This is a genomic window from Streptomyces sp. YKOK-I1 (assembly GCF_054660435.1).
The window spans coordinates 3,301,809-3,317,307 of record NZ_BAAGDR010000001.1 but is presented as its reverse complement, the minus strand read 5'-3'; the positions used below and the strand labels follow the sequence as shown (position 1 = coordinate 3,317,307).

Sequence of the window (15,499 nt, the reverse complement as noted above, 5' to 3'; positions counted from 1 at the left end):
CGGCGCCGAGGCCCGTGGGCTTGTCGGCGCCGTGCGACGTCATCCAGAGAAGCAGGATCGAGAGGCGTCCGCAAAGACCCCTTTTGCTAGTTGTGGCCGTACTTGGGGTGAACGCCGCTTGTGTGACCTGGCTCTCAAAGCGCAGGTCAGAGGGCCTGATGGCGTGGACATGGCGTCCGATATGCACCACTAGGTCGGGTAGTAGGTGATGCGAGTCATGTGGGGTGGTTCACCGGTCAACGGTCCTGGAAAGTGACCCCGGTCTCGAACGCGGCCCGCCGGGTGGCTCTGCGTAGCGCCCGGAGCACGGCCGGACCGGCCGTCAGCGTCAGCACCACGGTCACGACCGCCCGTCCGAGGTCCCAGCCCAGCGAGGTCGCCCCGCAGTACGCGACGAAACGGGCCAGGTTGGCGGGGACCGCAGCGTCCGGGTCGAAGGCGATGCCCGAGGCCAGCGCGCCCATGAAGGGCCAGCCCGCCAGATTCATCGCCGTGCCGTACGCGAAGGCGGCGAGGAAACCGTAGAGGGCGAGCAGCGCCAGTTCCGTACGGCCCCTGAGGCCCGCCCGGCCCGGGAGCAGGCCCGCGCCCATCGTGAACCAGCCCATCGCCATCATCTGGAACGGCAGCCAGGGGCCCACCCCGCCCGTGAGCAGGGCGGACGCGAACATCGTGACCGAGCCGAGGACGAACCCGAAGCCCGGGCCGAGCACCCGCCCGCTCAGCACCATCAGGAAGAACATCGGCTCGATACCGGCCGTGCCGGCCCCGATCGGGCGCAGCGCGGCCCCCGTCGCGGCGAGCACGCCCAGCATCGCCACCGCCTTCGCACCGAGCCCCGACTCCGAGATCGTCGCCGCGACCACCGCGACCAGCAGCACCAGCAGCCCCGCGAAGAGCCAGGGCGCGTCCTGGGCGTGGGCGTTCAGCGAGGAGTCGGGCGGGGCGAGGAACGGCCAGCCGAAGGCGATCACCCCCACCGCGCCGGCCAGCAGCAAGGACAGGAGGGAGCGCGGGCCCAGAGGGACGGCTCTCACGCCAGCGCCTCCCGCACCTGGGAGACCGTGAGCCACGGCCTCGGGGCCAGGATCTTCGCCACCTGCGGGGCGAAGGACGGGGAGGAGACGACCACCTCCGCCGTCGGCCCGTCGGCGATCACCTCGCCGTCGGCGAGCAGCACCACCCGGTGGGCCAGCTCGGCGGCCAGCTCCACGTCGTGGGTGGCGAGGACGATCGCGTGCCCGTCCGCCGCGAGCCCCCGCACCACGGCGACCAGCCGGGCCTTCGCCGAGTAGTCCAGACCCCGGGTCGGCTCGTCCAGCAGGAGCAGCGGCGGGCGGGCGGTCAGGACGACGGCGAGCGCCAGCGTCAGCCGCTGCCCCTCGGACAGATCCCGTGGGTGGGTGCCGTCGGCGATGCCGGGGAGCAGCTCGCCCACCAGGTCACGGCAGGTGCCGGGGGCGGCCCCGGCGTCCCGGTCGGCCGCCGCGCACTCGTCGGCGACCGTGTCGGCGTACAGCAGGTCACGGGGCTCCTGCGGCACCAGCCCGACCCGGCGCACCAGCTCACGGGGCGGGGTGCGGTGCGGGGTCGCGCCGCCGACCCGGACCGTCCCGGCGGAGGGCTCGACGAGGCCGGTGAAGGCGGCGAGCAGGGTGGACTTCCCGGCGCCGTTGCGGCCCATCAGCGCGACGGTCTCGCCGGGGGCGACGGCGAGGTCGACGCGGCGCAATGCTTGGATCCGGCCTCGCCGGACGGAGAGGGCGCGGGCTTCGGCGGGGGGTGCGGGGGTGGTGGTGACGGCCACCGGGGCGGCTCTGCGGAAGAGACGGCGGGCGGGGCGGGAAGGGGGTGGCTGCAGGGGCCGGGGGTGGTGCGCCGCGGGTGTCCCGGGCCGGGCTCCGTCGAGGCGTTCGCGCAGGCCGGCCGCACGGCGGCGGGCGTCGCGCACCGTCAGGGGCAGGGGCGACCAGCCCGCCAGCCGCCCCAGGTCCACCACCGGCGGGTACACCGGCGACACGGCCATCATCTCGGCCGGGGTGCCCAGGCGCGGGGCCGCTCCCGGGGCCGCTCCCGGGGCCGTTCCCGGGGCTGGGAGGAGGACGACCCGGTCGGCGTACTGGAGGACGCGTTCCAGCCGGTGCTCCGCGAGCAGCACCGTCGTACCGAGGTCGTGGACCAGGCGCAGGAGGACGGCGAGGACCTCCTCGGCGGCGGCCGGGTCGAGCGCGGAGGTCGGTTCGTCGAGGACGAGCACCCGTGGGTGCGGGGTGAGGACCGAGCCGATCGCGACGCGCTGCTGCTGGCCCCCCGAGAGCGCGGCGAGCGGCCGGTCGCGCAGGGCGGCGAGGCCGAGGAGGTCGAGGGTCTCCTCGACCCGGCGCCGCATCACGGCCGGGGGCAGTCCGAGCGACTCCATGCCGTACGCCAGCTCGTCCTCCACCGTGTCCGTCACGAAGTGGGACAGCGGGTCCTGGCCCACCGTGCCCACGATGTCGGCGAGTTCGCGCGGCTTGTGGGTCCTGGTGTCCCGGCCGTCGACCGTGACCCGGCCGCGCAGGGTGCCGCCGGTGAAGTGCGGGACCAGACCGCAGACCGTGCCGAGGAGCGTGGACTTGCCGGCGCCGGACGGGCCCGCGAGGAGGACGAGCTCCCCCTCGGGGACGGTCAGGTCGACGTCGCGGAGGGTGGGCCGGGACAGGCCGTCGTAGGTCACGGACACGTTCTCGAAGCGGATCACGACGGCTGCTCCTCGGATCGGAAGGCGGATCGGAAGGCGGATCGGAAGGCGGATCGGAAAGCCGACCGGAAGGCGGGCAGGAAGGCGGGCAGGAGACCGAGGAGGATCGCCGCCGCCGGCCAGAGCGGGAGGGCGGGCGCGGTGAGCGGGACGACACCGGGGTGCAGGGCCGCCGGGTCCGTGGCGGCCGCCAGGGTGAGGAGCGCGGCCGTCGCCATGCCGGAGCCCGCGACGAGAAGGGCGCGCGGGGTCCAGCGGTCGGGACGGTAGCGGGTGCGGGGGGAGCGGCGGCCGCCGAGGCGCAGTCCGGCGAGCGCGGCGGCGAGTCCGGCGAGCAGCAGGGGGAGGCCGTACGTCGCTCCGGCCGCCGTGAGCAGTCCGTACGTCCCCGCGCACACGCCGAGCAGCCCGCCCAGGGTGAGGACGGTCGTCGTACGCCGGACCGGGGCGGGGACGTCGGCGGTACGGCCGTAGCCGCGGGCGTCCATCGCGGCGGCGAGGGCGACGGAGCGTTCGAGGGCGCCCTCGAGGACCGGCAGACCCACCTGGAGCAGGCCCCGTACGCCCCGGTCGGGGCGGCCGCGCAGCCGGCGGGCGGCGCGCAGGCGGTGGACGTCGGCGATGAGGTGAGGGGCGAAGGTGAGCGCCACGACCACGGCCACCCCGGTCTCGTACAGGGCGCCGGGAAGGGACTTGAGCAGCCGGGACGGGCTGGCGAGGGCGTTCGCCGCGCCGACGCAGACGAGGAGGGTGGCGAGGCGGAGGGCGTCGTAGAAGGAGAAGAGGAGGGCCTCGGCGGTGACCCGGCCGCCCAGACGGATGCCCTGCGCCCAGGTGGGGAGGGGGACCTCGGGGAGGGTGAGGAGGGTGTGGGCGCCGGGGACGGGGGAGCCGAGGACGACGGTGAACAGGAGCCGGATGGCTATCACGGCCAGGGCGAGCTTGAGGAAGGCGGGGTAGGAGCGGGTCCAGGGGGCGGGGGTGCGGGGGCGGCAGGTGACCACGACGTAGGCGGAGGTGGCGAGGAGGAGGGACAGGAGGAGGGGGTTGGTGGTGCGGGTGGCGGCCGTGCCGAGGGAGAGGGACCAGAGCCACCAGGCGGCGGGGTGGACCGGGCGCGATGGCGCGGGGGGTGGTGCGTTGCGCGGGCTAGGACCCATGTCTCCGCCGCCGGGCCTGCCAGAGTGCCGCTCCTGCCAGGGCCGCCACCGCCGCCGCGCCCGCGTACACGCCCACGGACGGGCCGCTGTCCTTCTTCTTCCCGGCGGCGGGCTTCTGCTGCGTCGCCGGCACCTGTTCTCCGCAGCCCGTCCTCGGGTAGCCCGCGATGGCGCAGAGGAGGGCGTTGGTGTCGTAGCGGAGGGGTTTGGCGACCGTGGCCAGGGCCTCGGTGGTGGTCGCGGTCGGGGGGACCTGGGCGCAGGCCCACCGGAGGGTCGGCGGGGCCTCGCCCGAGGGGGCGTCGGACCGGGTGCCGAAGTCGATGACCAGGGCGATCCGTTTCGTGCCGGACGTGGCGGGCGTACGGGCGCAGATCGCGCCGAACGAGGCCGCGCCGCGGGGGCGGGACGCGTCGGCGGAGTCCGCGCTGACCGCGAAACGGAAGCCCTGGACGGTGCCGTCGGCCGGGCGGGCCGTCCCCGGGCCCTCGGTCGCGTACGTCCACCGGTCGCCGGTGCGCTCCCAGAACGACCAGTAGCGGTAGCCGGTGGCGTGGGCCGGGGCCGGGGCCACGGTCAGCAGGAGCAGCGCCAGGGCCGGCAGGAGGAGGGCACGGGCGGGCCGGGTCACGGCTGCTGCCGCTTGCGGCCGCGGCCGATCAGGACGAAACCGGCGATCGCGCCGACGAGGAGACCGGCACCGACGGCCCAGCCGGTGCTCAGCCCGCCCCCGCCGCCCTTTCCGCCCTTCTCGTCCTCGGCGGCGGTGCGCGCGTCGGCCGTCTCGACCGCGTCCACGCTCTCGGGGGCCGGGCCCGTCGCGTTGAGCAGGGCGACCAGGTCCCGGCCGCCGAAGTCGTGGACGTCGCCGTCCCGTGCGGCGTGCGCCGCGAAGATCAGCTGGGCGTACGCGGCCGGGCCGGCCTGGGCGGCCCAGTCGGCGGAGTGCGCCTCCAGCCAGCGCAGGGGAGCCGTGGCCTGGTCGTTCAGGCGGGCGGCGGACAGGGCGACGACCGCGTCGGCGGTGTTGCCGTAGTCGGGCTGGTCCTCGGCGCCGGGCAGCGCGGAGGTGAGGTGGCCGTCCTCGGCGAGGGTCCGGGCGAGCCAGACGGCGCCGTTCTCCCCGGCCTGCCCGGGCTCGTCGGCGGAAACCTTCGCGCAGGCCGGCGCGGAGTCGGCGTCGTCCTGGCGGGTCACGGCCAGGGTCTCGCCGTTCATCCCGAGCACGGCCGCCGCCGTCGCGTCCGCGTTGGCCGTGAGCGCGCCCTTCCTGTCGGGCTGGTAGGCGAAGGCGCCCGCGTCCTCGTCGGTGCAGGGCAGGGCGAGCTTCGTCAGGGCGTCGAAGGGGGACCTGCCGTCCTTGCGGACGTTCGGCACCGTCTCGCCGGCCTGTGCGAGCGCGCCGATGACGACCGAGGTGGAGTTGGCGTCGGTGGCCCCGCCGGGCGAGTAGCCCCAGCCGCCGTCCGCGTTCTGGACGGACTTCAGCCAGGCCACGCTCTTCTCGACCCGGGCCTCGTGGCCGCCGATCTCGGCCAGCGCCTGGACGGCCGCACCCGTGCTGTTGGTGTCCACCACGGTCTTGGCGGCGCAGGCCTGCGCCGGGTCCGCGCGGAACGCGGCGAAGGAGCCGTCCGCGCACTGCTGCCCCGCCAGCCAGTCCACCGACTCGCGTGCGGGCCGCACACCGACCGTGCGCTGGGCCAGCAGCGCCAGCGACTGGCGCCACACCCCGTCGTACGTCGGGTCGCCCGTGCCGTACAGCCCGTCGGGCAGGGTGGCCGACGGGGACGGCGAGGGGGTGGCGGCCGTGGCGGGGGCGGAGCCGCCGAGCACGGCGAGCAGGGTCGCGGTGGCGATCGCGCCGGTGCTCAGGGCGACCGCGGTGGCGCTGCGGCGGAACTTCATGATCGGCGGGTTGCCTCTCCCGGTCGGGAGGTCCGGGAGCCGGGCAGCACGGGACACCCCGGCGGCTCGACTCCGTAGACCTCGACGGTGCCGTACGACGGCGGGACGCCGCGCACGAGAGCCGGTCAACTTCCTTACGGGGCAGTCCGGCTCGCCCCCTGGGGGGCTCACGGTTGCGGGTCAGCGCCGGGTTTGCACCGGCTTCCCCCCGTACGGGTGTGATGACGACCCGCACACTGTACCGGCTGGTAGCCAGGACCCTGAGGGGTGGCTGTGAGACATACGCCGCAGCTCGCGGCGGGCCGCTAGGTTCGGGCCATGACCACTGCGGGGAGGGCGCCGGTCCCGGGCAGACTGCTCGGCTCCGGCCGGACGGCGGACGTGTACGAGATCGACGGGGCGTGGGTGCTGCGCCGCGCCCGGGAGGACTGGTGCGACGCGGCCGCCGAGGCGGCGGTCATGGAGCACGTACGGCGGCACGGCTATCCCGCGCCCGCCGTACGCACCACCGCCTCGCGCACCGATCTGGTGCTGGAGCGGCTGGAGGGGCCGACGATGCTCCAGGCGTTCGCGGCGGGCACGCTGGACTGCGCGACGGGGGGCGCCGTCCTCGCCCGGCTGCTGCGCGAGCTGCACGCCGTGCCGGGCGGCTCCCCGTCCGGGCCCGGGCTGCGCGTCCTGCACCTCGACCTCCACCCCGAGAACGTGATCCTCACCGCCGGTGGCCCCCGGGTCATCGACTGGGGCACCGCGGAGGACGGCGATCCCGGCCTGGACTGGGGCATGTCGGCGGTGATCCTCGCCCAGGCCGCCGTCTCCGCCGAGCCGTACGCCGCGGCGGCCGGCGCGACCCTGACGGCGCTGCTCGCCGACCCTTCCGGGCTCGACGAGGAGGGCCTGGGGGAGGCGCTGCGGCGGCGGGCGGCGAATCCGACGATGAGCGAGGAGGAGGTCGGACTCCTGGGGGCGGCCGGGGAGTTGATCCGTTCGCTGTCGGCCGTGGACGGGCCGGACGCCCCCTAGAGGCGGGGTGTGGGGCGGTCGCAGGGCAGGCGCAGGGTGCGGGCCGCGAGGAGCCAGGAGCCGTCGGGGGTGCGGCACAGGGTGTCCTCGTAGTGGCCGATCCCTACGGGAGCCGGGGCCGGAGCCGGGGGCGGGGGCGTCGGCGGGTCGGGGTGTGTGCGGTACGTCGTGAAGTACGAGGTGGCCGTCGCCGTGTCCGGGGAGGTCACGTCGACCCGGACGTCCGCCATCAGCCGGCGCGCGTGCCGGTCGGCGGGGCGGGAGCCGAAGTGGGCGCGAAGGGCGGCGCGGCCTTTCACCAGCCGGTCGCCCTCGGGCCAGATCCAGACGCCGTCCTCGGTGAACAGCTCGGCCACGGAGCCGGGTTCGCCGACGTCGAGACGGCGGACGAGGTCGAGGAGCAGCCGCAGACAGGCGCGTTCGGCGAGAAGCTGTGCGATCGGGTCCATGGGCGGCGGCACCTAGGGGTCCGGGGCGGAGGTGGGAGCACCGTAGACCCGCGGTGTGAACGCGGCGGTTCCCTCCTGTGAACGGCACCGCTCCTGAGCGCCCCCGGTTTCCCCTAGGCGGCCACGTACGTCACCGGATCACTCCCCGGCACCGCCTCCGCCCGCCCCAGTTTCACCAGGCGCCGCAGATGGGACTCCGCCTCCGAGACGGCGATGGTGCGGGACCCGTAGGGGATCTGTTCCCAGGGACGGTTCCACTCCATGCGTTCGGCGAGCTGCCAGGGGGTGAGCGGGGTGGCGAGCAGGGCGAGGAGACCGGTGAGGCGCGTCTCGTGGTGGGTGAGCAGCTCCCGTACCCGGGACGGGGCGTCGGTGAAGGGATGCTGGTGGGCCGGGAGGACCTCGGCGGGGGCGAGCTGGCCGACGCGTTCGAGGGAGTCGAGGTAGTCGCCGAGCGGGTCGGTGACGGTGGTGTCGTCGGGGTCCTCGTAGAGCCCGATGTGGGGGCTGATCTCGGGGAGGAGATGGTCCCCGGAGAACAGCCGCCCGTGGCCCGGGAGGCCGGCCGGGTGCTCCTCCTCCAGATGGAGGCAGACATGGCCGGGGGTGTGGCCCGGCGTCCAGATCGCCCGCAGCCGGCGGCCGGGCAGTGCGAGGAGCTCGCCGGGCACGATCTCCCGGTCGGGCAGCGCGGGCGAGAGCCCGGGCAGCGTACGGCGCCGGGCCGACCGGAGCGGGGCGATGTGCTCCTCGGGGGCGCCCGCCGCGGCCAGCTTGGCCGCCATGTACGTGTACCAGCGCTCGGCGCGGGTCTCCCGCGCCCGGCGCACGATCGAGGCGTCCGCCGCGTGCATCGCCACCCACGCCCCGGACGCCTCGCGCACCGTGCCCGAGAGCCCGTGGTGGTCGGGATGGTGGTGCGTGATGACGACCCCGTGCACCTCCGACACGGCCGTACCGCAGTCCGCGAGCCCGTCGGCGAGCGCGTCCATCGACGCCGGGTCGTCCCACCCCGTGTCGACCAGCACCGGCCCCCGGTCGGTGTCCACGACGTACACCAGCGTGAACCCCAGGGGATTGTCCGGGATCGGCACCCGCAGGGACCGCACACCCCCGCCGTGATCGAACGTCGCCGCCATCTGCCCTCCGTCCCCCGGCCCCAGCCGATCCATGGCCATTGCCCACTATAACTAGAACTGGTATCAGTTTCTGAAACACCGTCAGAAATGATGCGGACGAAGGCAGTGGCCATGGCTGAGCTCGTGGAACACGGAAAGCTGTTCATCGGCGGAGAGTTGACGGATCCCCTGGGCGATGCCGTCATCGAGGTGATCTCGCCGCACACCGAGGAGGTCATCGGGCGGGTGCCGCACGCCTCCGCGGCGGATGTGGACCGGGCCGTCGCCGTCGCCCGGCGGGCCTTCGACGAGGGGCCCTGGGCCCGGCTCTCCCTCGACGAGCGGATCGCGGTCGTCACCCGGATCAAGGACGGCATCGCGATGCGCCACGAGGAGATCGCCCGTGTGATCTCCTCCGAGAACGGCTCCCCGTACTCCTGGAGCGTCCTCGCCCAGGCCCTCGGCGCGATGATGGTCTGGGACGCGGCGATCACCGTCGCCCGGAACTTCACCTACGAGGAGCGCCGCGACGGCGTGCTCGGGAAGATCCTCGTACGGCGCGAACCGGTGGGCGTGGTCGCGGCCGTCGTCCCCTGGAACGTCCCCCAGTTCGTCGCCGCCGCCAAGCTCGCGCCCGCGCTGCTCACCGGCTGCTCGGTGATCCTCAAGCCGTCGCCGGAGTCGCCGCTGGACGCCTATCTGCTGGCGGACATCGCGCGCGAGGCCGGGCTGCCGGAGGGCGTGCTGTCGATCCTGCCGGCGGACCGCGAGGTCAGCGAGTACCTGGTCGGGCACCCCGGTGTCGACAAGGTCTCCTTCACCGGCTCGGTCGCGGCCGGCAAGCGGGTCATGGAGGTGGCCGCGCGCAACCTCACCCGCGTCACGCTGGAACTCGGCGGCAAGTCGGCCGCGATCGTGCTGCCGGACGCCGACCTGGAGTCCGCGGTCGCCGGGATCGTCCCGGCCGCCTGGATGAACAACGGGCAGGCCTGCGTGGCCCAGACCCGCATCCTGCTGCCGCGCTCGCGCTACGACGAGTTCGCCGACGCCTTCGCCGCCGCGGCGAGCGCCCTCGTCGTCGGCGACCCGCTGGACCCGGCCACCCAGGTGGGTCCCCTGGTCGCCGAGCGCCAGCAGCGCCGCAACCTCGACTACATCCGGATCGGGCAGGAGGAGGGCGCGAAGGTCCTCACGGGCGGGGGCCGGCCGGCGGGCCTGGACCGCGGCTGGTACGTCGAGCCGACCCTCTTCGGCGACGTCGACAACTCCATGCGGATCGCCCGCGAGGAGATCTTCGGCCCGGTGATCTGTCTGCTCCCCTACGGCGACGAGTCCGAGGCCCTGAAGATCGCCAACGACTCCGACTACGGGCTGAGCGGCAGCGTGTGGACGGCCGACGTGGCGCACGGCATCGGGGTCGCCCGCCAGGTCCGTACGGGGACGTACTCCGTGAACACCTTCAGCCTCGACATGCTCGGCCCGTTCGGCGGCTACAAGAACAGCGGACTGGGGCGGGAGTTCGGGCCCGAGGGCTTCGGCGAGTACCTGGAGCACAAGATGATCCATCTGCCGGCGGGCTGGGAAGGCTGACCGGGCCATGGGGGACCGTTGGCACGTGGAGGTCGACCGCTCGCTGTGCATCGGCTCGGCCCAGTGCATCCACCACGCCCCGGACGGCTTCCGCCTCGACACCGCCCGCCAGTCCCATCCGGTCGCCCCGGACGCGGACGCGAACGAGCGGGTGCTGACGGCGGCGGAGAGCTGCCCGGTGGAGGCGATCGCGATCACCCTGCTCGACAGCGGGGAGGCCGTGTTCCCTCCGGAGGACTGAGCTCCCCTCGGGGATCCCCTCGGGCCGAAAAATCTTGGGCTCAGGGGGGTTCATCCCCTTCCATCCGTCTTATCCTGTTATTGGCCTACGAGGCGAGTGAGGGAGTCCGACCGGAGTAGCCGACCGCAGCGTGACGCGAAGGCATCCGCTGAGGCCGACGTCGACGGTAGGGCTGAGAGGCCGGAAGGCAGCAGTCGGGCCGGAAGGCGACCCCCAACACCTGATCCGGACCATGCCGGCGAAGGGAACCCGTCTCGTAGGTTTTCGCGTGCCGCCGGGTTTCGCGTGCCGCCGGGTTTCGCGTGCCGGTGTGACGGATCCCCGGTACGACGCCTCGCAGATCCAGGTCCTGGACTTCGACGCGGCCGTACGCCGCCGGCCGGGCATGTACTTCGGCGTCGGGCTGGACGATCCGAGGCTGCCGACGCGGGTGCTCGGCAAGGTGGTGGGCTGGGCCCTGCACCCCGACTCGCCCGTGGTGGCGGAGATCCACGGCGACCTCGCCTTCTCCGTCCGTGACGACGCCTCCGAGGCCCTGGACGAGGACGGGGTGCCGCGCCTCGGCTACTTCGATTCACTGATCGGCCCCGACCGCTGGTGCGGGGCGGCCGCGGCCGCGCTGAGCACGCGCACGGTGGTCGAGGTCTGGCGGGACGGGCGGGGTGTCCGCCAGGAGCTGGCGGGAATCCGGCCCCTCGGGGCACCGGAGGTCTTCGTGCCGCCGGCCGGGCGGGGTACACGGATGCGGTGCGCACTCGACGCGGCCGCCCTCGCGCCCGGTGCGGCGATCATCACCGACCCGGCCGCGCCGGACCTGTACGGACGGTGGTGCGAGGAGCTGGACGGCACGGGCCGCCTCCTCCTGCGCGACCTGAGGTGATCAGCCCGGCTGCCGCTGCGGATCCGTCACGTCGATCAGGCGGCACACCGTCTCGATGTCGATCCGCACCTGGGCGATCGAGGCCCGCCCCGAGAGCCAGGTGATCAGGGCCGAGTGCCAGGTGTGCTCGATGACGCGGACCGCCGACAGCTGCTCGGGCGTGGGGTCGGTCAGACCCATCGCGTCGAGGATGATCGCCGTCGTCTGCCGGGACACCTGATCGACCTCCGGGGAGACGCTGCGGTCGGCGAAGGTCAGGGCGCGCACCATCGCGTCGGCCAGATGCGGCTCGCGCTGGAGCGCGCGGAAGGCCCGCATCAGGGTCTCCGCGACCCGCTCCGCCGGACGCTCCCCGGACGGCGGCTTCTTGCGGAGCGTGCCGTGCATGTGCTCCAGCTGGTCCTGCATGGTGGCGACCAGCAGATGCACCTTGGAGGGGAAGTACCGGTACAGCGTCCCGAGGGCGACCTGCGAGGACTCCGCGACCTCCCGCATCTGCACCGCGTCGAAACCGCCCCGGCTGGCCAGCTGCGCGCTCGCGTGCAGGATCCGCCGGCGGCGGGCCTCCTGCCGCTCCGTGAGGGAGGAGGCGGGGCGCTGAGTGGTCTCTTCCGCAGGCATGGGCACCGTTCCGTGACAGTCGGTGAGGCTCGGTGATCACACAGCATGGCAGGGCGGCCGGGGCGGTGTGAGCCGTGGCGTGAATCACCTGATCCACTTCTTCCGGCACCCCTGCCAGCCGATAGATTCGGAGCCTTCCGAACGATCAAGTCTGAAACTTGTTCTAGATTAGCGTCTCGTCGTAACCTCGCGGGACAGTGCAGGCAGAAGGGGGCCCGGAGTGACCGCTGAGGCCAGTCAGGCGGGGTCCCGGCGTGACCCTGCCGCTGACGGCGGGCGACCGCTCGACATCGCGCTCCTCACCTATAAGGGGAACCCGTTCTGCGGCGGCCAGGGCGTCTACGTACGGCACCTATCGCGCGAACTGGTCCGGCTCGGCCACCGCGTCGAGGTCATCGGCTCACAGCCGTACCCCGTCCTCGACGAGGGCCACGACGGCCTGACCCTGACCGAGCTGCCCAGCCTCGACCTCTACCGCTCCCCGGACCCCTTCCGGACCCCCGGGCGCGACGAGTACCGCGACTGGATCGACGCCCTCGAGGTCGCCACCATGTGGACCGGCGGCTTCCCCGAGCCGCTCACCTTCTCCCTGCGCGCCCGCCGCCATCTGCGCGCCCGCCGCGGCGAGTTCGACGTCGTGCACGACAACCAGACCCTCGGCTACGGCCTGTTGGGAGATGTCGGCGCACCGCTCGTCACCACCATCCACCACCCCATCACCGTCGACCGGCAGCTGGAGCTCGACGCCGCCGAAGGATGGCAGCGCCGCTACTCCGTACGCCGCTGGTACGCCTTCACCCGGATGCAGAAGCGCGTCGCCCGCCGGCTGCCGTCCGTGCTCACCGTCTCCGGCACCTCCCGCCAGGAGATCGTCGACCACCTCGGTGTCCGCGACGACCGGATCCACGTCGTCCACATCGGCGCCGACACCGACCTGTTCTCCCCGGACCCGTCCGTGCCCGTCGTGCCCGGCCGGATCGTCACGACCTCCAGCGCGGACGTCCCCCTCAAGGGCCTGGTCCACCTCGTCGACGCCCTGGCGAAGGTCCGCACCGAGCACCCCGACGCCCACCTCGTCGTCGTCGGCAAGCGCCCCGCCGAAGGGCCCGTCGCCCAGACGATCGAACGCTACGGCCTCGAAGGCGCCGTCGAGTTCGTCAAGGGCATCTCCGACGCCGAACTCGTCGACCTGGTGCGCTCGGCGCAGGTCGCCTGCGTGCCCTCCCTCTACGAGGGCTTCAGCCTGCCCGCCGCCGAGGCCATGGCCACCGGCACCCCGCTGCTCGCCACCACCGGCGGCGCCATACCCGAGGTCGCCGGACGTGACGGCGAGACCTGCCTCGCCGTCCCCCCGGGTGACGCGGGCGCCCTCGCCGCCGGGCTCGGCCGGCTCCTCGGCGACGCCGACCTGCGTGCCCGGCTCGGCGCGGCCGGACGCGAGCGCGTGCTCGCGAACTTCACCTGGGCACGGGCCGCCGAGGGAACCGTGGCCCGCTACCGCGAGGCGATAGCCGGGGGTGCCCGCCGCCCGACGACCGCCGTGCCCGAAGATGTTGACGTCGTAAACCGAGCATCCGATCGCGAAAGCAGGGCCACGTGCTGACCGTCGACTTCTCCCGGTTCCCGCTCGCGCCGGGCGACCGAGTCCTGGACCTCGGCTGCGGGGCCGGCCGGCACGCCTTCGAGTGCTACCGGCGCGGCGCCCAGGTCGTGGCCCTCGACCAGAACGGCGAGGAGATCCGCGAGGTCGCCAAGTGGTTCGCCGCGATGAAGGAGGCCGGGGAGGCGCCGGAAGGGGCCACCGCGACGGCCATGGAGGGCGACGCCCTCGCGCTGCCCTTCCCCGACGAGTCCTTCGACGTCGTCATCATCTCCGAGGTCATGGAACACATCCCCGACGACAAGGGGGTGCTCACCGAGATGGTCCGGGTGCTCAAGCCCGGCGGCCGGATCGCCATCACCGTGCCCCGCTACGGCCCCGAGAAGGTCTGCTGGGCCCTCTCCGACGCCTACCACGAGGTCGAGGGCGGCCACATCCGCATCTACCGGGCGGACGAACTCCTCGGGAAGATCCGCGAGGCGGGACTGAAGCCGTACGGCACCCACCACGCCCACGCGCTGCACTCGCCGTACTGGTGGCTGAAGTGCGCGTTCGGCGTCGACAACGACAAGGCGCTGCCCGTGCGGGCGTACCACAAGCTCCTGGTCTGGGACATCATGAAGAAGCCGCTGGCCACCCGGGTCGCCGAACAGGCGCTCAACCCGCTCATCGGCAAGAGCTTCGTCGCCTACGCCACCAAGCCGCACCTGCCCCGGGTGGCGGCCAAGTGACCACCCCCCGGACAGAACACCTCGTCCTGCCCGGGGTCCTCACCGCCGAGCAGGCCGCCGCGACCGTCGCCGGCATCCTCGCCGTACAGCGGGAGGACGGCGCGATCCCGTGGTTCCGGGGCCACCACCTCGACCCGTGGGACCACACCGAGGCGGCGATGGCCCTGGACGCGGCCGGCGAGCACGAGGCCGCCGAGCGCGCCTACCTGTGGCTCGCCCGGCACCAGAACGAGGACGGCTCCTGGTACGCCGCCTACGCCGACGGCGCCTTCGACGACGTCACCGACACCGGCCGCGAGTCCAACTTCGTCGCCTACATCGCCGTCGGCGTCTGGCACCACTACCTCTCCACCGGTGACGACACCTTCCTCGACCGCATGTGGCCGGCCGTCTACGCCGCCGTCGAATGGGTGCTGCGGCTCCAGCAGCCCGGCGGCCAGATCGGCTGGCGGCAGGGCGACGACGGCACCCCCACCGCCGACGCGCTCCTCACCGGCTCCTCCTCCATCCACCAGGCGCTGCGCTGCGCGCTCGCCATCGCCGAGCAGCGGGAGGAGGCCCAGCCGGACTGGGAGTTGGCCGCGGGCGCGCTGCGGCACGCCATACGGCGCCACCCCGAGCGGTTCCTCGACAAGGACCGCTACTCCATGGACTGGTACTACCCGGTGCTGGGCGGCGCGTTGACCGGAGCGGAGGCCAAGTCCCGTATAGAGGAGGACTGGCAGCGGTTCGTCGTACCCGGACTCGGTGTGCGGTGCGTCGTGCCCAACCCGTGGGTGACGGGCGGGGAGTCGGCCGAACTCGCCCTCGCGCTGTGGGCGGTGGGGGAGTCCGACCGGGCGCTGGAGATCCTCCAGTCCATCCAGCATCTGCGGGACGCGGAGTCGGGGCTGTACTGGACCGGCTATGTCTTCGAGGACCGGGCGATATGGCCGCAGGAGCTGACCGCGTGGACTGCCGGGTCGTTGCTGCTCGCGGTGGCCGCGCTGGGCGGGCATGAGGCCACGTGTGCGGTGTTCGGCGGGGAGCAGCTGCCTTGGGGGCTTGAGGTGGACTGCTGCGAGTGACGGCAGCGGTGTCATCAGCGGCGGTGGACTCGATTCGCGATCGCGTGTCCGACGAACAGGTAGACCACCGCCGCCAGCCCGTAGCCCGCCACCACCCTCGCCCACGCCTCGTCGAGGGTGAACAGGTCGTGGGCTCGCCGGACTGATCGCGCTGCTCGTCTCCGGCAACACCCCGCGCCCCTTCGAGCACATCACCATGTACCTGCTGGACGCCAATCGCGGCAAATGAGTTCGTCCGGTTCATCCACGAGGTGGCCCGCTGGCTGGCGGGCTGGTCGATCTGGTGGGCCAGTCGCGTGCCCCGGTACGTCGTCGGCGCGCTGCCCCTCGCCCCTCGACGCCAGGATGGCCTCCAAGGCGGACCTCTCCAA

The 15,499-nt window shown here is 73.6% G+C and carries 15 protein-coding genes and 1 riboswitch; of the genes, 7 read left to right on the top strand and 8 right to left on the bottom strand.

All coding sequences use genetic code 11. The features are described from left to right. Positions 1-236: 236 nt before the first annotated feature. The 5 genes from ACYQ8Q_RS14330 to ACYQ8Q_RS14310 are packed head-to-tail and all read right to left on the bottom strand — an operon-like array spanning position 237 to position 5,808. Positions 237-1,073: an ECF transporter S component gene (locus ACYQ8Q_RS14330; protein ID WP_460065041.1), complete on the bottom strand. Its 837-nt coding sequence runs from the start codon at positions 1,071-1,073 to the stop codon at positions 237-239. After that, on the bottom strand, positions 1,034-2,740 hold the full coding sequence (locus ACYQ8Q_RS14325; protein ID WP_460065039.1) for an ABC transporter ATP-binding protein: 1,707 nt from the start codon (positions 2,738-2,740) through the stop codon (positions 1,034-1,036). Before ACYQ8Q_RS14325 ends, ACYQ8Q_RS14330 begins: the two co-directional genes overlap by 40 nt. After that, complete coding sequence (locus ACYQ8Q_RS14320; protein ID WP_460065037.1) at positions 2,737-3,900, bottom strand: CbiQ family ECF transporter T component; 1,164 nt, start codon at positions 3,898-3,900, stop codon at positions 2,737-2,739. Before ACYQ8Q_RS14320 ends, ACYQ8Q_RS14325 begins: the two co-directional genes overlap by 4 nt. Further along, on the bottom strand, positions 3,890-4,531 hold the full coding sequence (locus tag ACYQ8Q_RS14315; RefSeq protein ID WP_460065034.1) for an SCO2322 family protein: 642 nt from the start codon (positions 4,529-4,531) through the stop codon (positions 3,890-3,892). Before ACYQ8Q_RS14315 ends, ACYQ8Q_RS14320 begins: the two co-directional genes overlap by 11 nt. Then, complete coding sequence (locus ACYQ8Q_RS14310; protein ID WP_460065033.1) at positions 4,528-5,808, bottom strand: prenyltransferase/squalene oxidase repeat-containing protein; 1,281 nt, start codon at positions 5,806-5,808, stop codon at positions 4,528-4,530. The genes ACYQ8Q_RS14315 and ACYQ8Q_RS14310 overlap by 4 nt, the downstream gene beginning before the upstream one ends. Before the next feature lie 119 nt (positions 5,809-5,927). Beyond that, positions 5,928-6,046, bottom strand: a riboswitch (cobalamin riboswitch). An 80-nt stretch (positions 6,047-6,126) separates the two neighbouring features. Between ACYQ8Q_RS14310 and ACYQ8Q_RS14305 the strand changes: the two genes are divergently transcribed. Further along, the gene (locus tag ACYQ8Q_RS14305) at positions 6,127-6,831 is read left to right on the top strand and encodes a phosphotransferase (RefSeq protein ID WP_460065030.1); all 705 of its coding nucleotides are present in this window, start codon (positions 6,127-6,129) and stop codon (positions 6,829-6,831) included. Here ACYQ8Q_RS14305 and ACYQ8Q_RS14300 read toward each other — a convergent pair. Both ACYQ8Q_RS14300 and ACYQ8Q_RS14295 read right to left on the bottom strand, forming a co-directional pair. After that, entirely contained in the window at positions 6,828-7,280 is a 453-nt protein-coding gene (locus tag ACYQ8Q_RS14300; RefSeq protein WP_460065027.1) for a nuclear transport factor 2 family protein, read from the bottom strand. The genes ACYQ8Q_RS14305 and ACYQ8Q_RS14300 overlap by 4 nt on opposite strands. Positions 7,281-7,393: 113 nt before the next feature. Continuing rightward, the gene (locus ACYQ8Q_RS14295) at positions 7,394-8,419 is read right to left on the bottom strand and encodes an MBL fold metallo-hydrolase (RefSeq protein ID WP_460065025.1); all 1,026 of its coding nucleotides are present in this window, start codon (positions 8,417-8,419) and stop codon (positions 7,394-7,396) included. A 111-nt stretch (positions 8,420-8,530) separates the two neighbouring features. On the opposite strand from ACYQ8Q_RS14295, the gene ACYQ8Q_RS14290 reads away from it, so the two are divergent. From ACYQ8Q_RS14290 to ACYQ8Q_RS14280, 3 genes are all read left to right on the top strand, one after another. Continuing rightward, complete coding sequence (locus ACYQ8Q_RS14290; protein ID WP_460065024.1) at positions 8,531-9,988, top strand: aldehyde dehydrogenase; 1,458 nt, start codon at positions 8,531-8,533, stop codon at positions 9,986-9,988. Positions 9,989-9,995: 7 nt separating this feature from the next. Further along, entirely contained in the window at positions 9,996-10,229 is a 234-nt protein-coding gene (locus tag ACYQ8Q_RS14285; RefSeq protein ID WP_055635455.1) for a ferredoxin, read from the top strand. Between the two features lie 310 nt (positions 10,230-10,539). Continuing rightward, a complete protein-coding gene (locus tag ACYQ8Q_RS14280) occupies positions 10,540-11,109 on the top strand; it encodes a hypothetical protein (RefSeq protein WP_460065023.1) in 570 nt (189 codons plus the stop codon). On the opposite strand, the gene ACYQ8Q_RS14275 is transcribed toward ACYQ8Q_RS14280, so the two are convergent. Then, entirely contained in the window at positions 11,110-11,730 is a 621-nt protein-coding gene (locus ACYQ8Q_RS14275) for a TetR family transcriptional regulator (RefSeq protein WP_460065022.1), read from the bottom strand. A gap of 220 nt (positions 11,731-11,950) precedes the next feature. Between ACYQ8Q_RS14275 and ACYQ8Q_RS14270 the strand changes: the two genes are divergently transcribed. The 3 genes from ACYQ8Q_RS14270 to ACYQ8Q_RS14260 are packed head-to-tail and all read left to right on the top strand — an operon-like array spanning position 11,951 to position 15,128. Then, positions 11,951-13,333: a glycosyltransferase family 4 protein gene (locus ACYQ8Q_RS14270; RefSeq protein ID WP_460065021.1), complete on the top strand. Its 1,383-nt coding sequence runs from the start codon at positions 11,951-11,953 to the stop codon at positions 13,331-13,333. Continuing rightward, entirely contained in the window at positions 13,327-14,061 is a 735-nt protein-coding gene (locus ACYQ8Q_RS14265; protein ID WP_460065019.1) for a class I SAM-dependent methyltransferase, read from the top strand. The genes ACYQ8Q_RS14270 and ACYQ8Q_RS14265 overlap by 7 nt, the downstream gene beginning before the upstream one ends. Continuing rightward, positions 14,058-15,128 carry a prenyltransferase/squalene oxidase repeat-containing protein gene (locus ACYQ8Q_RS14260; protein WP_460065017.1) on the top strand — a complete coding sequence of 357 codons (1,071 nt, stop codon included), beginning with the start codon at positions 14,058-14,060 and terminating at the stop codon, positions 15,126-15,128. The genes ACYQ8Q_RS14265 and ACYQ8Q_RS14260 overlap by 4 nt, the downstream gene beginning before the upstream one ends. Positions 15,129-15,499 lie beyond the last annotated feature (371 nt).

Excerpts from the sequence above, each read along its gene's own strand:
- ACYQ8Q_RS14320 (WP_460065037.1), bottom strand. The coding sequence starts at position 3,900 with ATGGGTCCTAGCCCGCGCAACGCACCACCCCCCGCGCCATCGCGCCCG.
- ACYQ8Q_RS14310 (WP_460065033.1), bottom strand. The coding sequence starts at position 5,808 with ATGAAGTTCCGCCGCAGCGCCACCGCGGTCGCCCTGAGCACCGGCGCG.
- ACYQ8Q_RS14305 (WP_460065030.1), top strand. The coding sequence starts at position 6,127 with ATGACCACTGCGGGGAGGGCGCCGGTCCCGGGCAGACTGCTCGGCTCC.
- ACYQ8Q_RS14300 (WP_460065027.1), bottom strand. The coding sequence starts at position 7,280 with ATGGACCCGATCGCACAGCTTCTCGCCGAACGCGCCTGTCTGCGGCTG.
- ACYQ8Q_RS14295 (WP_460065025.1), bottom strand. The coding sequence starts at position 8,419 with ATGGCGGCGACGTTCGATCACGGCGGGGGTGTGCGGTCCCTGCGGGTG.
- ACYQ8Q_RS14290 (WP_460065024.1), top strand. The coding sequence starts at position 8,531 with ATGGCTGAGCTCGTGGAACACGGAAAGCTGTTCATCGGCGGAGAGTTG.
- ACYQ8Q_RS14285 (WP_055635455.1), top strand. The coding sequence starts at position 9,996 with ATGGGGGACCGTTGGCACGTGGAGGTCGACCGCTCGCTGTGCATCGGC.
- ACYQ8Q_RS14275 (WP_460065022.1), bottom strand. The coding sequence starts at position 11,730 with ATGCCTGCGGAAGAGACCACTCAGCGCCCCGCCTCCTCCCTCACGGAG.